This window comes from Bradyrhizobium sp. AUGA SZCCT0182 (assembly GCF_018130185.1).
In the GTDB taxonomy this organism is placed as follows: Bacteria; Pseudomonadota; Alphaproteobacteria; order Rhizobiales; family Xanthobacteraceae; genus Bradyrhizobium.
In genome coordinates, this window is sequence record NZ_JAFCLY010000071.1 from 17,081 (window position 1) to 30,478 (window position 13,398).

General features: G+C 63.1%; 15 protein-coding genes. 8 read left to right on the forward strand and 7 right to left on the reverse strand.

The window, feature by feature from the left end; genetic code table 11:
- The first annotated feature begins 241 nt into the window (after positions 1–241).
- Positions 242–982: an acetoacetate decarboxylase gene (locus tag JQ611_RS39750; protein ID WP_212270187.1), complete on the forward strand. Its 741-nt coding sequence runs from the start codon at positions 242–244 to the stop codon at positions 980–982.
- 76 nt (positions 983–1,058) lie between these two features.
- On the opposite strand, the gene JQ611_RS39755 is transcribed toward JQ611_RS39750, so the two are convergent.
- From JQ611_RS39755 to JQ611_RS39780, 6 genes are all read right to left on the reverse strand, one after another.
- Positions 1,059–1,280 (reverse strand): hypothetical protein, encoded by a 222-nt coding sequence (locus JQ611_RS39755; RefSeq protein ID WP_212036555.1) that lies wholly within the window; start codon positions 1,278–1,280, stop codon positions 1,059–1,061.
- A 157-nt stretch (positions 1,281–1,437) separates the two neighbouring features.
- The gene (locus JQ611_RS39760; protein ID WP_212468636.1) at positions 1,438–2,880 is read right to left on the reverse strand and encodes a homospermidine synthase; all 1,443 of its coding nucleotides are present in this window, start codon (positions 2,878–2,880) and stop codon (positions 1,438–1,440) included.
- A 46-nt stretch (positions 2,881–2,926) separates the two neighbouring features.
- Positions 2,927–3,316 carry a RidA family protein gene (locus JQ611_RS39765; protein ID WP_212468637.1) on the reverse strand — a complete coding sequence of 130 codons (390 nt, stop codon included), beginning with the start codon at positions 3,314–3,316 and terminating at the stop codon, positions 2,927–2,929.
- 94 nt (positions 3,317–3,410) lie between these two features.
- Positions 3,411–4,013 carry a GNAT family N-acetyltransferase gene (locus tag JQ611_RS39770; RefSeq protein WP_212468638.1) on the reverse strand — a complete coding sequence of 201 codons (603 nt, stop codon included), beginning with the start codon at positions 4,011–4,013 and terminating at the stop codon, positions 3,411–3,413.
- Between the two features lie 119 nt (positions 4,014–4,132).
- Complete coding sequence (locus JQ611_RS39775; protein WP_192738179.1) at positions 4,133–5,275, reverse strand: type III PLP-dependent enzyme; 1,143 nt, start codon at positions 5,273–5,275, stop codon at positions 4,133–4,135.
- Positions 5,276–5,983: 708 nt separating this feature from the next.
- Complete coding sequence (locus JQ611_RS39780; protein ID WP_192738178.1) at positions 5,984–6,244, reverse strand: hypothetical protein; 261 nt, start codon at positions 6,242–6,244, stop codon at positions 5,984–5,986.
- Positions 6,245–6,453: 209 nt separating this feature from the next.
- Here JQ611_RS39780 and JQ611_RS39785 point away from each other — a divergent pair, with 209 nt between their 5' ends.
- The 7 genes from JQ611_RS39785 (at position 6,454) to JQ611_RS39815 (ending at position 12,463) form a co-directional block, all read left to right on the forward strand.
- Positions 6,454–8,544 carry a M3 family metallopeptidase gene (locus JQ611_RS39785; protein WP_212468639.1) on the forward strand — a complete coding sequence of 697 codons (2,091 nt, stop codon included), beginning with the start codon at positions 6,454–6,456 and terminating at the stop codon, positions 8,542–8,544.
- Between the two features lie 146 nt (positions 8,545–8,690).
- A complete protein-coding gene (locus tag JQ611_RS39790; RefSeq protein WP_212468646.1) occupies positions 8,691–9,308 on the forward strand; it encodes a DUF1007 family protein in 618 nt (205 codons plus the stop codon).
- Entirely contained in the window at positions 9,299–10,465 is a 1,167-nt protein-coding gene (locus tag JQ611_RS39795; RefSeq protein WP_409411336.1) for a nickel/cobalt transporter, read from the forward strand. Before JQ611_RS39790 ends, JQ611_RS39795 begins: the two co-directional genes overlap by 10 nt.
- Before the next feature lie 96 nt (positions 10,466–10,561).
- Positions 10,562–11,215 carry an aspartate/glutamate racemase family protein gene (locus JQ611_RS39800; RefSeq protein ID WP_212468641.1) on the forward strand — a complete coding sequence of 218 codons (654 nt, stop codon included), beginning with the start codon at positions 10,562–10,564 and terminating at the stop codon, positions 11,213–11,215.
- Between the two features lie 21 nt (positions 11,216–11,236).
- Positions 11,237–11,662 (forward strand): nucleotidyltransferase domain-containing protein, encoded by a 426-nt coding sequence (locus JQ611_RS39805; RefSeq protein WP_312012393.1) that lies wholly within the window; start codon positions 11,237–11,239, stop codon positions 11,660–11,662.
- Positions 11,663–11,664: 2 nt separating this feature from the next.
- The gene (locus JQ611_RS39810) at positions 11,665–12,024 is read left to right on the forward strand and encodes a HepT-like ribonuclease domain-containing protein (RefSeq protein WP_312012395.1); all 360 of its coding nucleotides are present in this window, start codon (positions 11,665–11,667) and stop codon (positions 12,022–12,024) included.
- A 4-nt stretch (positions 12,025–12,028) separates the two neighbouring features.
- Complete coding sequence (locus tag JQ611_RS39815) at positions 12,029–12,463, forward strand: thioesterase family protein (RefSeq protein ID WP_212468643.1); 435 nt, start codon at positions 12,029–12,031, stop codon at positions 12,461–12,463.
- 117 nt (positions 12,464–12,580) lie between these two features.
- On the opposite strand, the gene JQ611_RS39820 is transcribed toward JQ611_RS39815, so the two are convergent.
- A complete protein-coding gene (locus JQ611_RS39820; RefSeq protein ID WP_212036545.1) occupies positions 12,581–12,910 on the reverse strand; it encodes a hypothetical protein in 330 nt (109 codons plus the stop codon).
- Between the last annotated feature and the right edge of the window lie 488 nt (positions 12,911–13,398).

Sequence of the window (13,398 nt, forward strand, 5' to 3'; positions counted from 1 at the left end):
TCTCGTCATTCCCCGATGCGCGATTGCGCATCTGAGGGCGCGCGGAGCGCGAGCCCGGAATCCATAACCACGATCGGGAGTATGGTGTCCGGGCCTGCGCCACGTGGCGCATCCCGGAATGACGAAGAGTTCTGACGCCGATTTGACTGCGTCTGCCGGTTTTACGGTCTCGCCTGTGCCATCAAGCTCCCCCATAATCGCCCTCATCGCGCGACCGCGCCGGCGACAGATGGGGCAGGCCATGAAGATCGACGATGTAAGACGAACCGCGTATTCGATGCCGCTGACCAACCCGTCCTTCCCGCCGGGGCCCTATCGGTTCTTCAACCGCGAATATTTCATCATCACCTACCGGACCGATCCGGAAGCGCTCGCCGCCGTGGTGCCGGAGCCGCTCGAAGTCGTTGAACCCGTCGTCAAATACGAATTCATTCGTATGCCCGACTCGACCGGCTTCGGTGATTACACCGAAACCGGCCAGGTGATCCCGGTCCGTCTCAACGGCGAGGAGGGCGCCTATACCCACGCCATGTACCTTGACGACGAAGGCCCGATCGCCGGCGGCCGAGAGATCTGGGGATTTCCCAAAAAGCTTGCGAAGCCGAAGATCGAAGTCGAGAGCGATGTGCTGGTCGGCTCGCTGCATTACGGCTCGGTGCTCTGCGCCTCCGCCACTATGGGTTACAAGCACCGCCCGGTCGATCATGACGCCGTGCTGAAAGGCATGAAGGCGCCGAACTTCATTCTCAAGATCATCCCGCATGTCGACGGCACTCCGCGGATCTGCGAACTGGTCCGCTTCCAGCTCGAGGACATCACGCTGAAGGAAGCATGGAGCGGTCCGGCCGCGCTTGGCCTGTTTCCCCATGCGCTGTGCGACGTTGCCCGCCTTCCGGTGCGCGAAGTGGTTTCCGCGCTGCACTTCAAGGCGGATCTGACGCTCGGGCTAGGGTCGGTCGCGTTCGACTATATGGCGAAGTGAGAGCCGTCATTCCCCGGTGCGCAATTGCGCACCTGAGGTCTGGTCCTTCGGACGATCCCGGAATGACGAAGACGCTCTACTGCGCGCCCTTGAGCGTGCAGGAGGTCGAGCAGGTCGTCATCACGCCGCGCTGGCAGGAGATGCACACGGCAATGCACTGCTTCAGGTCCTTGGGATTGTAGGAGCTGTAGAGCTTGCGGGCGCAGTTATCGATCGAGCCGGTGATGTCGTTGTTGTTGTCGGGTTTGCAACCGGCCAAAACGACCGCCGATAGCATGATTGCGATAAAGACGCGCATTTCCACCGCTCCACCGGGGGCGTCGCTGCGCAGAGACACAGGACGGCTCAAGGTCCTCTGAAAAGAGGTACCTTTCAGGATGGCGCGATTTTATTAAGCGAGCGTTACGGTGGCTGGAGGCCCCTGACGCTGCGTCGCATCAGGGGTGGAACCATACCTATCGCACCAGAATGTTGCGGAACTGCCAGGGATCGGAGGTATCGATGTCTTCCGGGAACAGGCCCGGCCGGTCCGAGAGTGGGGTCCAGTCGGTGTAGTATCCCTTTACCGGCCCGAGATACGGCATCTGGATTTCCAGCAGACGATCGAAATCCATCTCGTCGGCTTCGACGATGCCTTCGTTCGGGTTTTCCAGCGCCCACACCATGCCGCCGAGCACGGCGGAGGTCACCTGCAGGCCGGTGGCGTTCTGATAGGGCGCGAGTTTGCGGGTCTCTTCGATGGAGAGCTGCGAGCCGTACCAGTAGGCATTGTTGTCATGGCCGAACAGCAGCACGCCGAGTTCGTCGATGCCATCGACGATTTCGTTCTCATCGAGGATGTGGTGCTTTTCCTGCATCTTCGCTGCGCGGCCGAACATTTCATGCAGCGACAGCACGGCATCGTCAGCCGGATGATAGGCATAGTGGCAGGTCGGCCGATAGATCGCCGTGCCCGATGCGTCACGCACCGTGAAGTAATCGGAGATCGAGATCGACTCGTTGTGGGTGACGAGGAAGCCATACTGAGCGCCGCGGGTCGGACACCAGGTGCGCACGCGCGTGTTGGCGCCGGGCTGCATCAGGTAGATGGCGGCGCCGCAACCCGCTTCGTGGGTACGTGCGTTCTCGGGCATCCATTTTTCATGGGTGCCCCAACCGAGTTCGGACGGCTGCACGCCTTCCGACAGGAAACCTTCCACCGACCAGGTGTTGACGAAGACGTCAGGCTCTTTCGGCGACTTGGAGCGCTGGGTGTCGCGTTCGGCGATGTGGATGCCCTTGATCCCGGCCTGTCGCATCAAATCAGCCCATTCGGCTTTTGTCTTCGGCTTGGGGGCATTGAGCTTCAGATCAGCGGCGACATTGAGCAGCGCCTGCTTGACGAAAAACGAGACCATGCCGGGATTGGCGCCACAGCAGGAGACGGCCGTCGTCGAGCCCGCGGGGCGCGCCTTCTTGGCGGCCAGCGTCGCTTCGCGAAGGGCGTAGTTGGAGCGTGCTTCCGGGCCCTTCGAAGAATCGAAATAGAAGCCGAGCCAGGGCTCGTTGACGGTGTCGATATAAAGAGCGCCAAGTTCGTTGCAGAGCTCCATGATGTCGGTAGAGCCGGTATCGACCGAGAGATTGACGCAGAAACCCTGGCCGCCGCCTTCAGTGAGAAGCGGGGTAAGCAACGCGCGATAATTGTCCCTGGTCACGCCCTGCTGGATGAATTTCACATTGTGCTTCTCGCAATGCGCCTTGCGGCCCTCGTCCTTGGGATCGATCACGGTGATGCGCGACTCGTCGTAATCGAGATGCCGCTCGATCATCGGCAACGTGCCTTTGCCGATGGAGCCGAAGCCGACCATGACGATGGGACCGGTGATCTTCGCGTAGATCTGCGAGGCGGGGCTCATGGGATGGTTTCTCCGGAAAGTCTGGCAAACAAAAGGTGAGGGTGGATCAGGCGCTGCGGCGCTTGGCGGTCACTTCGATCTCGATCTTCATCTCGGGCTTGTACAGCCCTGCGACCACCAGAAGCGTGGCGGCCGGGCGGATATCGCCGAGAACTTCGCCGCAGACCGCGAAATGGGCATCCGCATCCCTGAGGTCGGCGATGTAGTAGGTCGCGCGGACGATGTCGGCCATCGCGAAGCCGCCCTCTTTCAAGGCCGCCTCGATGGTCTTGAAGCAGTTCCGTGACTGGCTCGTGACATCGTCAGGCATCGTCATGGTGGTGTAGTCGTAGCCGGTGGTGCCGGCGACAAAGGCGAAATCGCCATCGATCACGGCGCGGCTGTAGCCGGCGGTCTTCTCGAACGGCGAACCGGTGGAAATCAGTTGGCGGGGCATCGGAACCTCGATTTGCGGCCTGATCCGAAAACTGCGGGATTGGCGCGGTTTAAGGGCTTTTCGCCGGAGCGCGCAACCCCTCTGACGCGGCGGCTCAGGCCGCGTGCGGCACGGCTTGCAACGCCTTCTTCGCGCGCGATGCCTTTGCCTTGTGCAGCGGCGCGCCCGACGCCGAGATCATGCCCCAGGCGCCGTCGAGCGCGCCCTCGCGCAGCTCGAGGCCGAGCAGGCGGTCGCGCTCGAACGGGCCGGGCAGCGACAGTTCGCCGGTCTTTTCGGCCGAGAAGCCGAACCTGACGTAATAGGGCGCGTTGCCGAGCAGGATCACCGCGCGATGGCCATGCGCCGTCGCCGCCGCGAGCGCGTGGTCCATCAGCGCGGCCCCGACGCCGAGCTGGCGGGAGGATTCCTCAACCGCCAGCGGGCCGAGCATGAGCGCCGGGATGCCGCCGGCGCTGACGTGCCACAACCGCACGGTGCCCACCAGTTTCCCTCGTGCCACGGCCGACAAGGCAAGGCCTTCGGCGGGCGCACGTTCGTCACGCAGGCGCTGGCAGGTGCGCGTATGGCGATTCTCGCCAAAGCAGGCATCCAGCAGCGCTTCACGCGCAACGACGTCCGAAGCCCGTTCCGCACGGATCGCGAACGGAGCGGCATTCGGGGTGAGGGCGATAGTGGTCTTCCGCAAAGCAGTCATGGCACGTCAGTCCTCACTCCAACGGCAGATCACGCCGCGGAGCGTTGTCTAGAAATTCGCAACATGGGGGGTGGGAGCCGGCGCGCCGGCTCCCGGTTAGTCAGGCCTCAGTGGCCAGTTCAGATGTGGTAGGTCCGCAGCGGCGGGATGCCGTTGAACGCCACCGACGAGTAGGTCGACGTATAGGCGCCGGTGCCTTCGATCAGCAGCTTGTCGCCGATCTCGAGCGTAACCGGGAGCGGATACGGCAGCTTCTCGTACAGGACGTCGGCGCTGTCGCAAGTCGGGCCCGCGAGCACGCACGGCGTCATCTCCGCGCCGTCATGCGGGGTGCGGATGGCGTAACGGATCGACTCGTCCATCGTCTCGGCGAGACCGCCGAACTTGCCGATGTCGAGATACACCCAGCGCACCTCGTCCTCGTCGCTCTTCTTGGAGATCAGAACGACTTCGGTCTCGATGATGCCGGCATTGCCGACCATGCCGCGTCCCGGCTCGATGATTGTTTCCGGGATCTGGTTGCCGAAATGCTTGCGCAGCGCGCGGAAGATCGACCGGCCATATTGCAGGACCGGAGGAACGTCCTTGAGGTACTTGGTCGGGAATCCACCGCCCATGTTGACCATGGACAGGTTGATCCCGCGCTCGGCGCAGTCACGGAACACCGACGAGGCCATCGACAAAGCGCGGTCCCACGCCTTCACCTTGCGCTGCTGCGAGCCGACATGGAACGAGATGCCGCACGGCTCCAGGCCCAGACGCTTGGCGAGGTCGAGCACGTCGACCGCCATTTCCGGATCGCAGCCGAACTTGCGCGACAGCGGCCACTCGGCGCCTGCGCAATCATAGAGGATGCGGCAGAACACCTTGGCGCCGGGCGCGGCGCGGGCGATCTTCTCGACTTCGGCGGCGCAGTCGACCGCGAACAGGCGAATGCCGAGCGCGAAGGCACGCGCGATGTCGCGCTCCTTCTTGATCGTGTTGCCATAGGAGACGCGGTCCGGCGTCGCACCGGCAGCCAGCGCCATTTCGATTTCGGCGACGGTTGCGGTGTCGAAGCACGAGCCCATCGAGGCCAAAAGCTGCAGCACTTCCGGCGACGGGTTTGCCTTCACCGCGTAGAACACGCGGCTGTCCGGCAACGCCTTCGCGAAGGTCTGGTAATTGTCGCGCACGACTTCGAGGTCGACCACGAGGCACGGCTCGGTGTCCTGGCCCTCGCTGCGGCGGTTGCGCAGGAATTCCTGAATACGTTCGGTCATAGCACTCTCCCAAACGGCCCAGCGACGGGGATCCGTTCAAAAAATTGATGTCGGATAAGAGCGCTCCGGCCACATCGCGCGATGGAGGCGCAACGAAGCCAAAAGACTCAGATCAGACTGTGCTGCCGTGGATTGGTTGGGAATTTCCCGCCCGCACACCTGGCAATGAAGGACAAGCCTTTTCAGTAGCCCGCGCCGGCGTTGGAATGCCGGTAGAGACCAAAAAAGCCCGATCCGTCGTTGCTTTAAGTCGCGTCCCCCGTTGAGAGCGGGGTGCGCCGGTTCGCCTCCGGCTGCCAGTCACGGTTGCAAAAGATGCAGAGACCTTCAACGGCATCTCTTGAGAGAGATGCTGGCCTCCCAGGTTTTCACCTGAGCGACCCTCGGTTCTTCATCCCTTGGCGGCTGTCCGGCCTCTTGTCCGGATACCTACCGACTGACACACGACCACAGGCACGTGCGAAATTGGGCAAGGCTGGAAATAAGGCTTTTGAATCTGCGACGCAACGTTTTTTTTAGGCTGGGGACAAATTTCCGCGCGCGTACTTACAAAATGGTTCGCGGCACGCGCTGAGCGACGTCGAGAGAAGCGCCAGCGCGGTCAAACATGAACGGCTGTTAAGATTTCCCGGGGAAATTACGGAGTGTTGTCGCGTGAAGTGCGATCACGAAAGCGGCTGTGCCGCAGTGATTTCTTGAGCTCGCGCGTCAGCTGCGTTTCCAGAACGGCTCGATGCGCTGAGCTTGGCGGATGAAGCCGACCATGATCACGACGCCGATGCCGAACATCACCGCCTGCAGGATGTGCGCGCCGGTGTCGGAGAGTCCAAGCAGGATCGCGAGGGCCCAGCCGCCGGCGAACGCCGCGCCGAACACCTCGGCGCCGATCAGGATCGCCGCCGAGATGACGGTGATGACGCTCGGCCAGATGATCTCGCTCTTGGCACCGGAAGAAGGCTGCATGCTCATGGAAACGGGTCCTGTTGGGTGGGCGCAATCTCTCCGAAAAGGCCCCCACTATCAAGCTTAAAAGGCCCAAAAATGCCGTATGGCGTGATATAGATTGACGCATCATTCAGAGCGTTTTCGAGCAAAGCCGATACCGGTTCGCGTGAGGAAAACGCGTCAAAAACAAGGCTGGAGCCCGAAGCGGCTTCAGCGCAGAAACGGGACTTGTGATGTCGGAAACCCAGCAAAATGCAGCCCCTCCGGAAGCCCCGGCAAATCCGCTGCTCCGGCCGTGGCAGACGCCGTTCGAGACGCCGCCCTTTGCCGAAATTCTCCCTGAGCACTTCCTGCCGGCTTTCGAGCAGGCCTTTGCCGATCACGCCGCCGAGGTCGCCGCCATCACCCACGATCCCGCGGCGCCGGACTTCGCCAACACCATCACGGCACTGGAGCGCTCCGGCAAGCTGCTCTCCAAGGTCTCCGCCGTGTTCTACGACCTGGTGTCGGCGCACTCCAATCCGGCGATCCTGGAGATCGACAAGGAAGTGTCGCCGCGGATGGCGCGGCACTGGAATCCGATCATGATGAACGCGGTGCTGTTCGGCCGCATCGCCATGCTCCACCACAACCGCGCCACGCTCGGCCTGAGCAGCGAGGAGATCCGGCTGCTGGAACGCACCTACACCAACTTCCACCGCGCCGGCGCCGGCCTCGACGAAGCCGCCAAGGCGCGCCGGGCCGAGATCAACGAGCGGCTGGCCGAGCTTGGCACCTCGTTCAGCCACCACTTGCTCGGCGATGAGCAGGACTGGTTCATGGAGCTTGGCGAGGACGACCGCGGCGGGCTACCCGAAGCCTTCGTCGCCGCCGCCAAGGCCGCCGCCGAGGCGCGCGGGATGCCCGGCAAGGCGATCGTGACGCTGTCGCGCTCTTCCGTGGAGCCGTTCCTGAAGAGCTCCGATCGGCGTGACCTGCGCGAGAAGGTGTTCCGTGCCTTCACCGCCCGCGGCGACAATGGCAACGCCAACGACAACAACGCCACCGTGGTGGAGATCCTCGGGCTGCGCGAGGAGGCCGCCAGGATCATGGGCTTCTCGACCTATGCCGCCTACCGCCTGGAAGATTCCATGGCCAAGACGCCCGAGGCGGTGCGCAGCCTGCTGGAGCGGGTCTGGAAGCCGGCGCGGGCCCGGGCGCTCGCCGACCGCGACGCGCTGCAGGCCATGATTGCGGAAGAGGGCGGCAATTTCGCGCTGGCGCCGTGGGACTGGCGCTACTACGCCGAAAAGCTGCGCCAGGTCCGCGCCAACTTCGACGACGCCGCGATCAAGCCGTATCTGGTGCTCGACCACATGATCGAGGCCGCCTTCGACTGCGCCACCCGCCTGTTCGGCGTCACCTTCTCGGAACGCAAGGATATTCCGGTCTGGCACCCGGACGTCCGGGTCTGGGAGGTCAAGGGCGCGGACGGCAAGCACAAGGCGCTGTTCTATGGCGACTACTTCGCCCGGCCGTCCAAGCGCTCCGGCGCCTGGATGACCTCGCTGCGCGACCAGCAGAAGCTCGACGGCGAGATCGCCCCGCTGGTGATCAATGTCTGCAATTTCGCCAAGGGCGCCGACGGCGAGCCGTCGCTGCTGTCGCCGGACGACGCGCGGACCCTGTTCCACGAGTTCGGCCACGGCCTGCACGGCATGCTGTCCAACGTGAACTATCCCTCGCTGTCCGGCACCTCTGTCTTCACCGACTTCGTCGAGCTGCCCTCGCAGCTCTACGAGCACTGGCAGGAGCAGCCGCAGGTGCTGCGGCAGTTCGCAAAACACTACCAGACCGGCGAGCCGCTGCCGGACGAACTGCTCACCCGCTTCCTGGCCGCGCGCAAATTCAACCAGGGCTTTGCCACCGTGGAGTTCGTCTCCTCGGCGCTGATCGACCTCGAATTCCACACCCAGCCGGCATCAGCCAGCCGCGACGTCGGCGCGTTCGAGAAGGCGGAGCTGGAGAAAATCGGCATGCCCGCCGAGATCGCGCTGCGGCACCGGCCCACGCAATTCGGCCATATCTTCTCCGGCGACCATTATGCGTCGGGCTATTACAGCTACATGTGGTCGGAGGTGATGGACGCCGACGCGTTCGGCGCCTTCGAGGAGGCCGGCGACATCTTCGACCCCGCCACCGCAAAACGCCTGCACGACGACATCTACTCGTCCGGCGGCTCGCGCGACCCCGAGGATGCCTATGTCGCGTTCCGGGGCCGGGAGCCGGAGCCCGACGCGCTGCTGCGCCGCCGGGGCCTGCTCGAAACGCCGGAGGCGGCGTGAGTTCCTCGTCGTCCCTGCGGACGCAGGGACCCATAACCACTGATGTTCGTTGTGAAGGAACGCCTTTGCCACACTGCCAAAAAGAGACGACACGGCGTATGGGTCCCTGCGTTCGCAGGGACGACGTCTTGCGCGTGCTGTTCGGAATGTTGGGCTTGATCGTTGCGTCGCTGCTCGACACTGCCCCAGCCCAGGCACATCCGCATGTCTGGATCACCGCCAAGAGCGAGGTGGTCTACGCGCCTGACGGCTCGATCTCAGGCGTGCGCCACGCCTGGACCTTCGACGACATGTTCTCGACCTATGCGCTGCAGGGCATCGAGACCAAGACCAAGGGCGTCTACAGCCGCGAGGAACTGGCGCCGCTGGCGCAGACCAATATCGAGTCGCTGAAGGAATTCGGCTACTTCACCTTCGCCAGGGCCGACGGCAAGAAGGAGAGGTTCCTGGAGCCGATAGACTACTATCTCGAATTCAGGAATGACGCGCTGACGCTGCATTTCATGCTGCCCGCCAAGACGCCGTTCAAGGCCAAGCAGGCCGCGCTGGAAGTGTTCGATCCCGCCTATTTCATCGACTTCAAGTTCGAGGAGAAGGACCCGATCAAGCTGGTCGGCGCGCCCGCCGACTGCAAGCTGCAATTCCAGAGGCCCAATGACGGCACCGCCAACGCCCAGCGGCTCAACGAAAACAATTTCATGAATGGCGATAATTCCAACTACGGCGCCATGTACGCCAACAAGATTTTGGTGGATTGCCCGTGAGGCATCATACAAGCTTCACCCACGCGCTCCTGATCGGGATCGTCGTACTCGCCGCCATTGTCGCGGTCGACGGCGCCTTGCACGTCCTGTTGGCGCAAAACCCGTTCGGCGGCCCGCGGCCGGCCAAGGCGCCGGAGCCGCAGGTCGGCGGCATCGTCGGCTGGCTCTTGGCCAAGCAATCGGAATTCTACCGCGAGATGTCGGCGACCATTCGCGCCGCCAAGTCCGACGGCTCGGCGGTCTGGACCCTGCTGGCGATCTCGTTTGCCTATGGGATATTCCACGCCGCCGGTCCCGGCCACGGCAAGGCCGTGATCTCATCCTATCTGGTCGCCAACCAGGAGACCGCGCGGCGCGGCATCGTGCTGTCGTTCGCTTCAGCGATGCTGCAGGCGCTGGTCGCCGTGCTGATCGTCGGCATCTGCGCCTGGCTGCTCAACGCCACCGCAAAAACCATGTGCGGGGCGGAGAAGGCGATCGAGATCGCGAGCTACGCTTTGATCGCGGCCTTCGGTGCCCGGCTGGTCTGGACCAAGGGCGGCGGATTTATGCGCGCGCTGCAGGCAAAGCCGGTGCCTGCGATGGCCACCGCCACGGCTGCGGCCAGCCATCGACACAATCATGGCCACGATCACCATCACCACGATCACCACCACCATGAACATCATCACCATGCCCACGCGCACGCTGACGCCCATGCGCACGGTCATGCCCACGCGCACGCTCATGCTGACGCTCATTCCCACGCAGACGACCACGTCCATGACGAGCATTGCGGCCATTCCCACGGTCCGACGCCGGACCAGCTCGCCGGTCCCGGCGGCTGGCAGCGTGGCCTCGGCGCCATCTTCGCCGTCGGCCTGCGGCCCTGTTCGGGCGCAATCCTGGTTCTGGTGTTCGCGCTGGCGCAGGGCCTGTTCTGGGCCGGCATCGCCGCGACCTTCGTGATGGGCCTCGGCACCGCGATCACGGTCGCGACCATCGCCATCGTCGCGGTGTCCGCGCGAGGCCTCGCCGAGCGCCTCAGCGCCGGCCGCGAAGGCGGCGGCGCGCTGATCATGCGCGGCATCGAATTCGGCGCGGCGGGCCTCGTGTTGCTGTTCGGCCTCGGCCTCTTGTTCGGCTATCTCGCCGCCGAGCGGGTGACGTGCCTCTGACCCGTAGCCCGGATGAGCGCAGCGACATCCGGGTAGCGTCCCCGCATATCGCTCCGCTCATGCGGGCGACTTGCCTCAATCGATAGACGGACGGGCATGCGCCGCATCCTGCTGATCAATCCGAACAGTTCGGCGGCGACCACCGCAATGATGGTCGGCATCGCGCAAGCGGCCGCGGCCGACGCGTGTGAAGTTGCCGGCGCGACGGCGCGTCGCGCACCGCCGATGATTGTCGAGCCCGATGCGCTCGCCGCCGCAGCCGGCGAAGTCGTCGAGATAGCCGTCGCGAACGATGGCAAGTACGATGGTCTTGTCGTCGCGGCCTTCGGCGATCCCGGCCTTGCGGAAGTCCGGGAGCGATGCCGGACGCCGGCGGTCGGCATCGCTGAATCGGCCTTTCGCGAAGCATCAGCCGGCGGGCGGCGGTTTGGGATCGCCCCGACGACGCCGGCATTGAAGGCTGCCATTGATCAGCGCGTCGCCTTGCTGGGGCTGTCGGCACAGTACACCGGCCTTCGAATAACGTCCGCGGACCCCACGGAGTTGGTCAAGGACAAGGTTCGCCTGCGCGAGGCGCTGGCCGATGTCGTGCGTCACTGCATTAACGATGACGGCGCAGAAGCCGTCATTATCGGCGGCGGCCCGCTGGGCGAGGCCGCGCGCGAACTGAAGCCAATGTTCCCTATCCCGATCATCGCGCCCATTTCCGCAGCGATACGGTCAATTCTTGCGATTCTGGCGCAGAAGTGATGGCGGCGCCATGCGCCGCAAGTGGATCTGGGATCATGCTCACGCTCCTGCGTTGGGCAGAGAGAAGAGATTGGAAGGTTAACGGCCAGGAGCAATGCCGGCGCGAAACCGAAAGACGTGGAACCAGCTGCCCGGATTTGCTACAATGCAGCTATGGAACGCGAAGAAGCCATTAGCCGGCTGCGGCAGCACGAAGCCGATTTGAAGCGGCTTGGCGTCGAACATCTTTACATGTTCGGCTCGACGGCGCGCGGCGAGGCTAACCATGATTCCGACGTGGACCTCTTTTTCGACTATCAAAAGGGCAAGCTTGGCGTGTACGAACTGATGGACGTGAAGGAATGCGCCGCCAGCATTCTCGGCCGCAAGACTGATATCATGACGCGCGACAGCCTGCACAAGGCGCTCCGGGAGACGATAGAAGCAACAGCCATCCGCGTGTTCTAGTGGTGGCACGTTCGCTCATCCCCCGCTTAACGGACATCATCGAGGTGATCGAGCGCGTCAATGGCGTATTGGCGGATGTGTCGCTCGAAGCATTCGAAAACGATTGGCAGCGACAATGGCTCGTCGAGCGCGGTGTTGAGATCATTTCCGAAGCCAGTCGTCACCTTACGGATGACCTGAAGGCGCGGAATCCGGAGATCCCATGGCAGAAAGTTGCGGGGATCGGCAACGTACTGCGCCACGACTACGAGAGTATCGCCGCACCCGTCCTCTGGAAGCTGGTGCAAGCTGATTTGCCGGCATTGGAAAAAGCCTGCCGCTCCGAGCTCGCCGCGGAAGTGCGGCGTCTTTCCGGGAAATGATTTGATGTCACGCGAGCAGTTCTGGTTCTTCCACCCGTTCCGGGTGCGTTATTCCGAGATCGACGGGCAGGGCGTTGTCTTCAACGCGCACTACCTGACCTATTTCGACACCACCATCACCGAATATTTCCGCGCGCTCGGCTACGACCAGTATGCCGACTCCCGAAAGACCGGCATCGACTTCCACGTCGTCAAATCGCTGATCGAGTACAAGGCGCCGGTGCTGTTCGATTGGGAACTGGACGTTGGCGCGCGGGTGGCGCGGATCGGTAATTCAAGCCTTACCTTCGAACTCGCGATCTTCCGCAAGGGCGGCCATGACGCGTTCGTGACCGGCGAGATCGTCTGGGTCTACACCGATCAGAAATCCCATCGCCCGGTCCCGATCCCGCAATCGATCCGCGAGATGATTGCGACGCGCGAACGGCATCTGGGCTGATCAGTACGTAGGGTGGGTAGAGCGAAGCGAAACCCACCGCCTGTTCACAGACCGATGTGATGGGTTTCGCTGCGCTCTACCCATCCTACGCTTCCATCCATCCTGCGCGCTTAGGCCTTAGAGCGAATTGAGGATGATGAGCGCGATCGCCAGGATGAGCAGAACCCACCATATCTGGACGGCGATGGCTACGAAGCCGAGGACGGCCGCGATACCAGCCAGCAGCTTTCCTTCCTTCATGATGATCGCGACGACGGCGAAAGAGATGGCGATCACGCCGAGCGCGGCCGCCCCCGTTGAGAGTACCTCGTTCCAGGTCGCCTGACCGACGAGCCCGGAAAGATAGATCCCCGGCACCAATTGCGTCAGCGCCGAGACCAGCAGCGCCAACAGGCCTGTCACGCTGCCGATAATGCTGAACCGGCGGGATTGTACGGCACTATCCATCACAGTATCCATCACATGAAATCTCCCGCGCCGCCTTGGAGCGAGCCGCGCTTGTGCAGCCTTGGTGTGATACAGCCGCTTGAAGGTTCAAATTGAGCTGCCTGACCCCGGACAGGCAAGCAAAGCTGCGGCAATTTGGCCCGACGGGCAAATCACTTCCGTTTTACAGAAATCGTGTCAAGCCCCGAAATAAAAAATATTTCTGTTTACCAGAATACAAATCAGGGGCATATATTCGCCCATCCCGTCCTACTCAGAAGGGCGTCGGCCGTCGTCACGGACGTTGGACGGGTTGCGGTGGACGCTGGTTTGCGCTGAGACGACGGCGTGGACTAAGCGTACGGCAAAACCGTGTGGTCCTGGCGCCCGTTGCTGGCGTCAAGCTGTCGGAGAAGCGCAAGCGGGAACGGCAGCGACGGAGTCAACCAAGAACTCGTCTCCGGGGAGATCACGGCATAAGCCGTAAAGCCATTGCGCAGGGAAGGCCG

Coding starts and splice junctions, on each gene's coding strand:
- JQ611_RS39820 (WP_212036545.1), bottom strand. CDS start 12,910: ATGGATAGTGCCGTACAATCCCGCCGGTTCAGCATTATCGGCAGCGTG.
- JQ611_RS39770 (WP_212468638.1), bottom strand. CDS start 4,013: ATGACTGCTTTGCGGAAGACCACTATCGCCCTCACCCCGAATGCCGCT.
- JQ611_RS39815 (WP_212468643.1), top strand. CDS start 12,029: ATGTCACGCGAGCAGTTCTGGTTCTTCCACCCGTTCCGGGTGCGTTAT.
- JQ611_RS39760 (WP_212468636.1), bottom strand. CDS start 2,880: ATGAGCCCCGCCTCGCAGATCTACGCGAAGATCACCGGTCCCATCGTC.
- JQ611_RS39780 (WP_192738178.1), bottom strand. CDS start 6,244: ATGAGCATGCAGCCTTCTTCCGGTGCCAAGAGCGAGATCATCTGGCCG.
- JQ611_RS39750 (WP_212270187.1), top strand. CDS start 242: ATGAAGATCGACGATGTAAGACGAACCGCGTATTCGATGCCGCTGACC.
- JQ611_RS39800 (WP_212468641.1), top strand. CDS start 10,562: ATGCGCCGCATCCTGCTGATCAATCCGAACAGTTCGGCGGCGACCACC.
- JQ611_RS39775 (WP_192738179.1), bottom strand. CDS start 5,275: ATGACCGAACGTATTCAGGAATTCCTGCGCAACCGCCGCAGCGAGGGC.
- JQ611_RS39785 (WP_212468639.1), top strand. CDS start 6,454: ATGTCGGAAACCCAGCAAAATGCAGCCCCTCCGGAAGCCCCGGCAAAT.
- JQ611_RS39755 (WP_212036555.1), bottom strand. CDS start 1,280: ATGCGCGTCTTTATCGCAATCATGCTATCGGCGGTCGTTTTGGCCGGT.
- JQ611_RS39790 (WP_212468646.1), top strand. CDS start 8,691: ATGTTGGGCTTGATCGTTGCGTCGCTGCTCGACACTGCCCCAGCCCAG.
- JQ611_RS39765 (WP_212468637.1), bottom strand. CDS start 3,316: ATGCCCCGCCAACTGATTTCCACCGGTTCGCCGTTCGAGAAGACCGCC.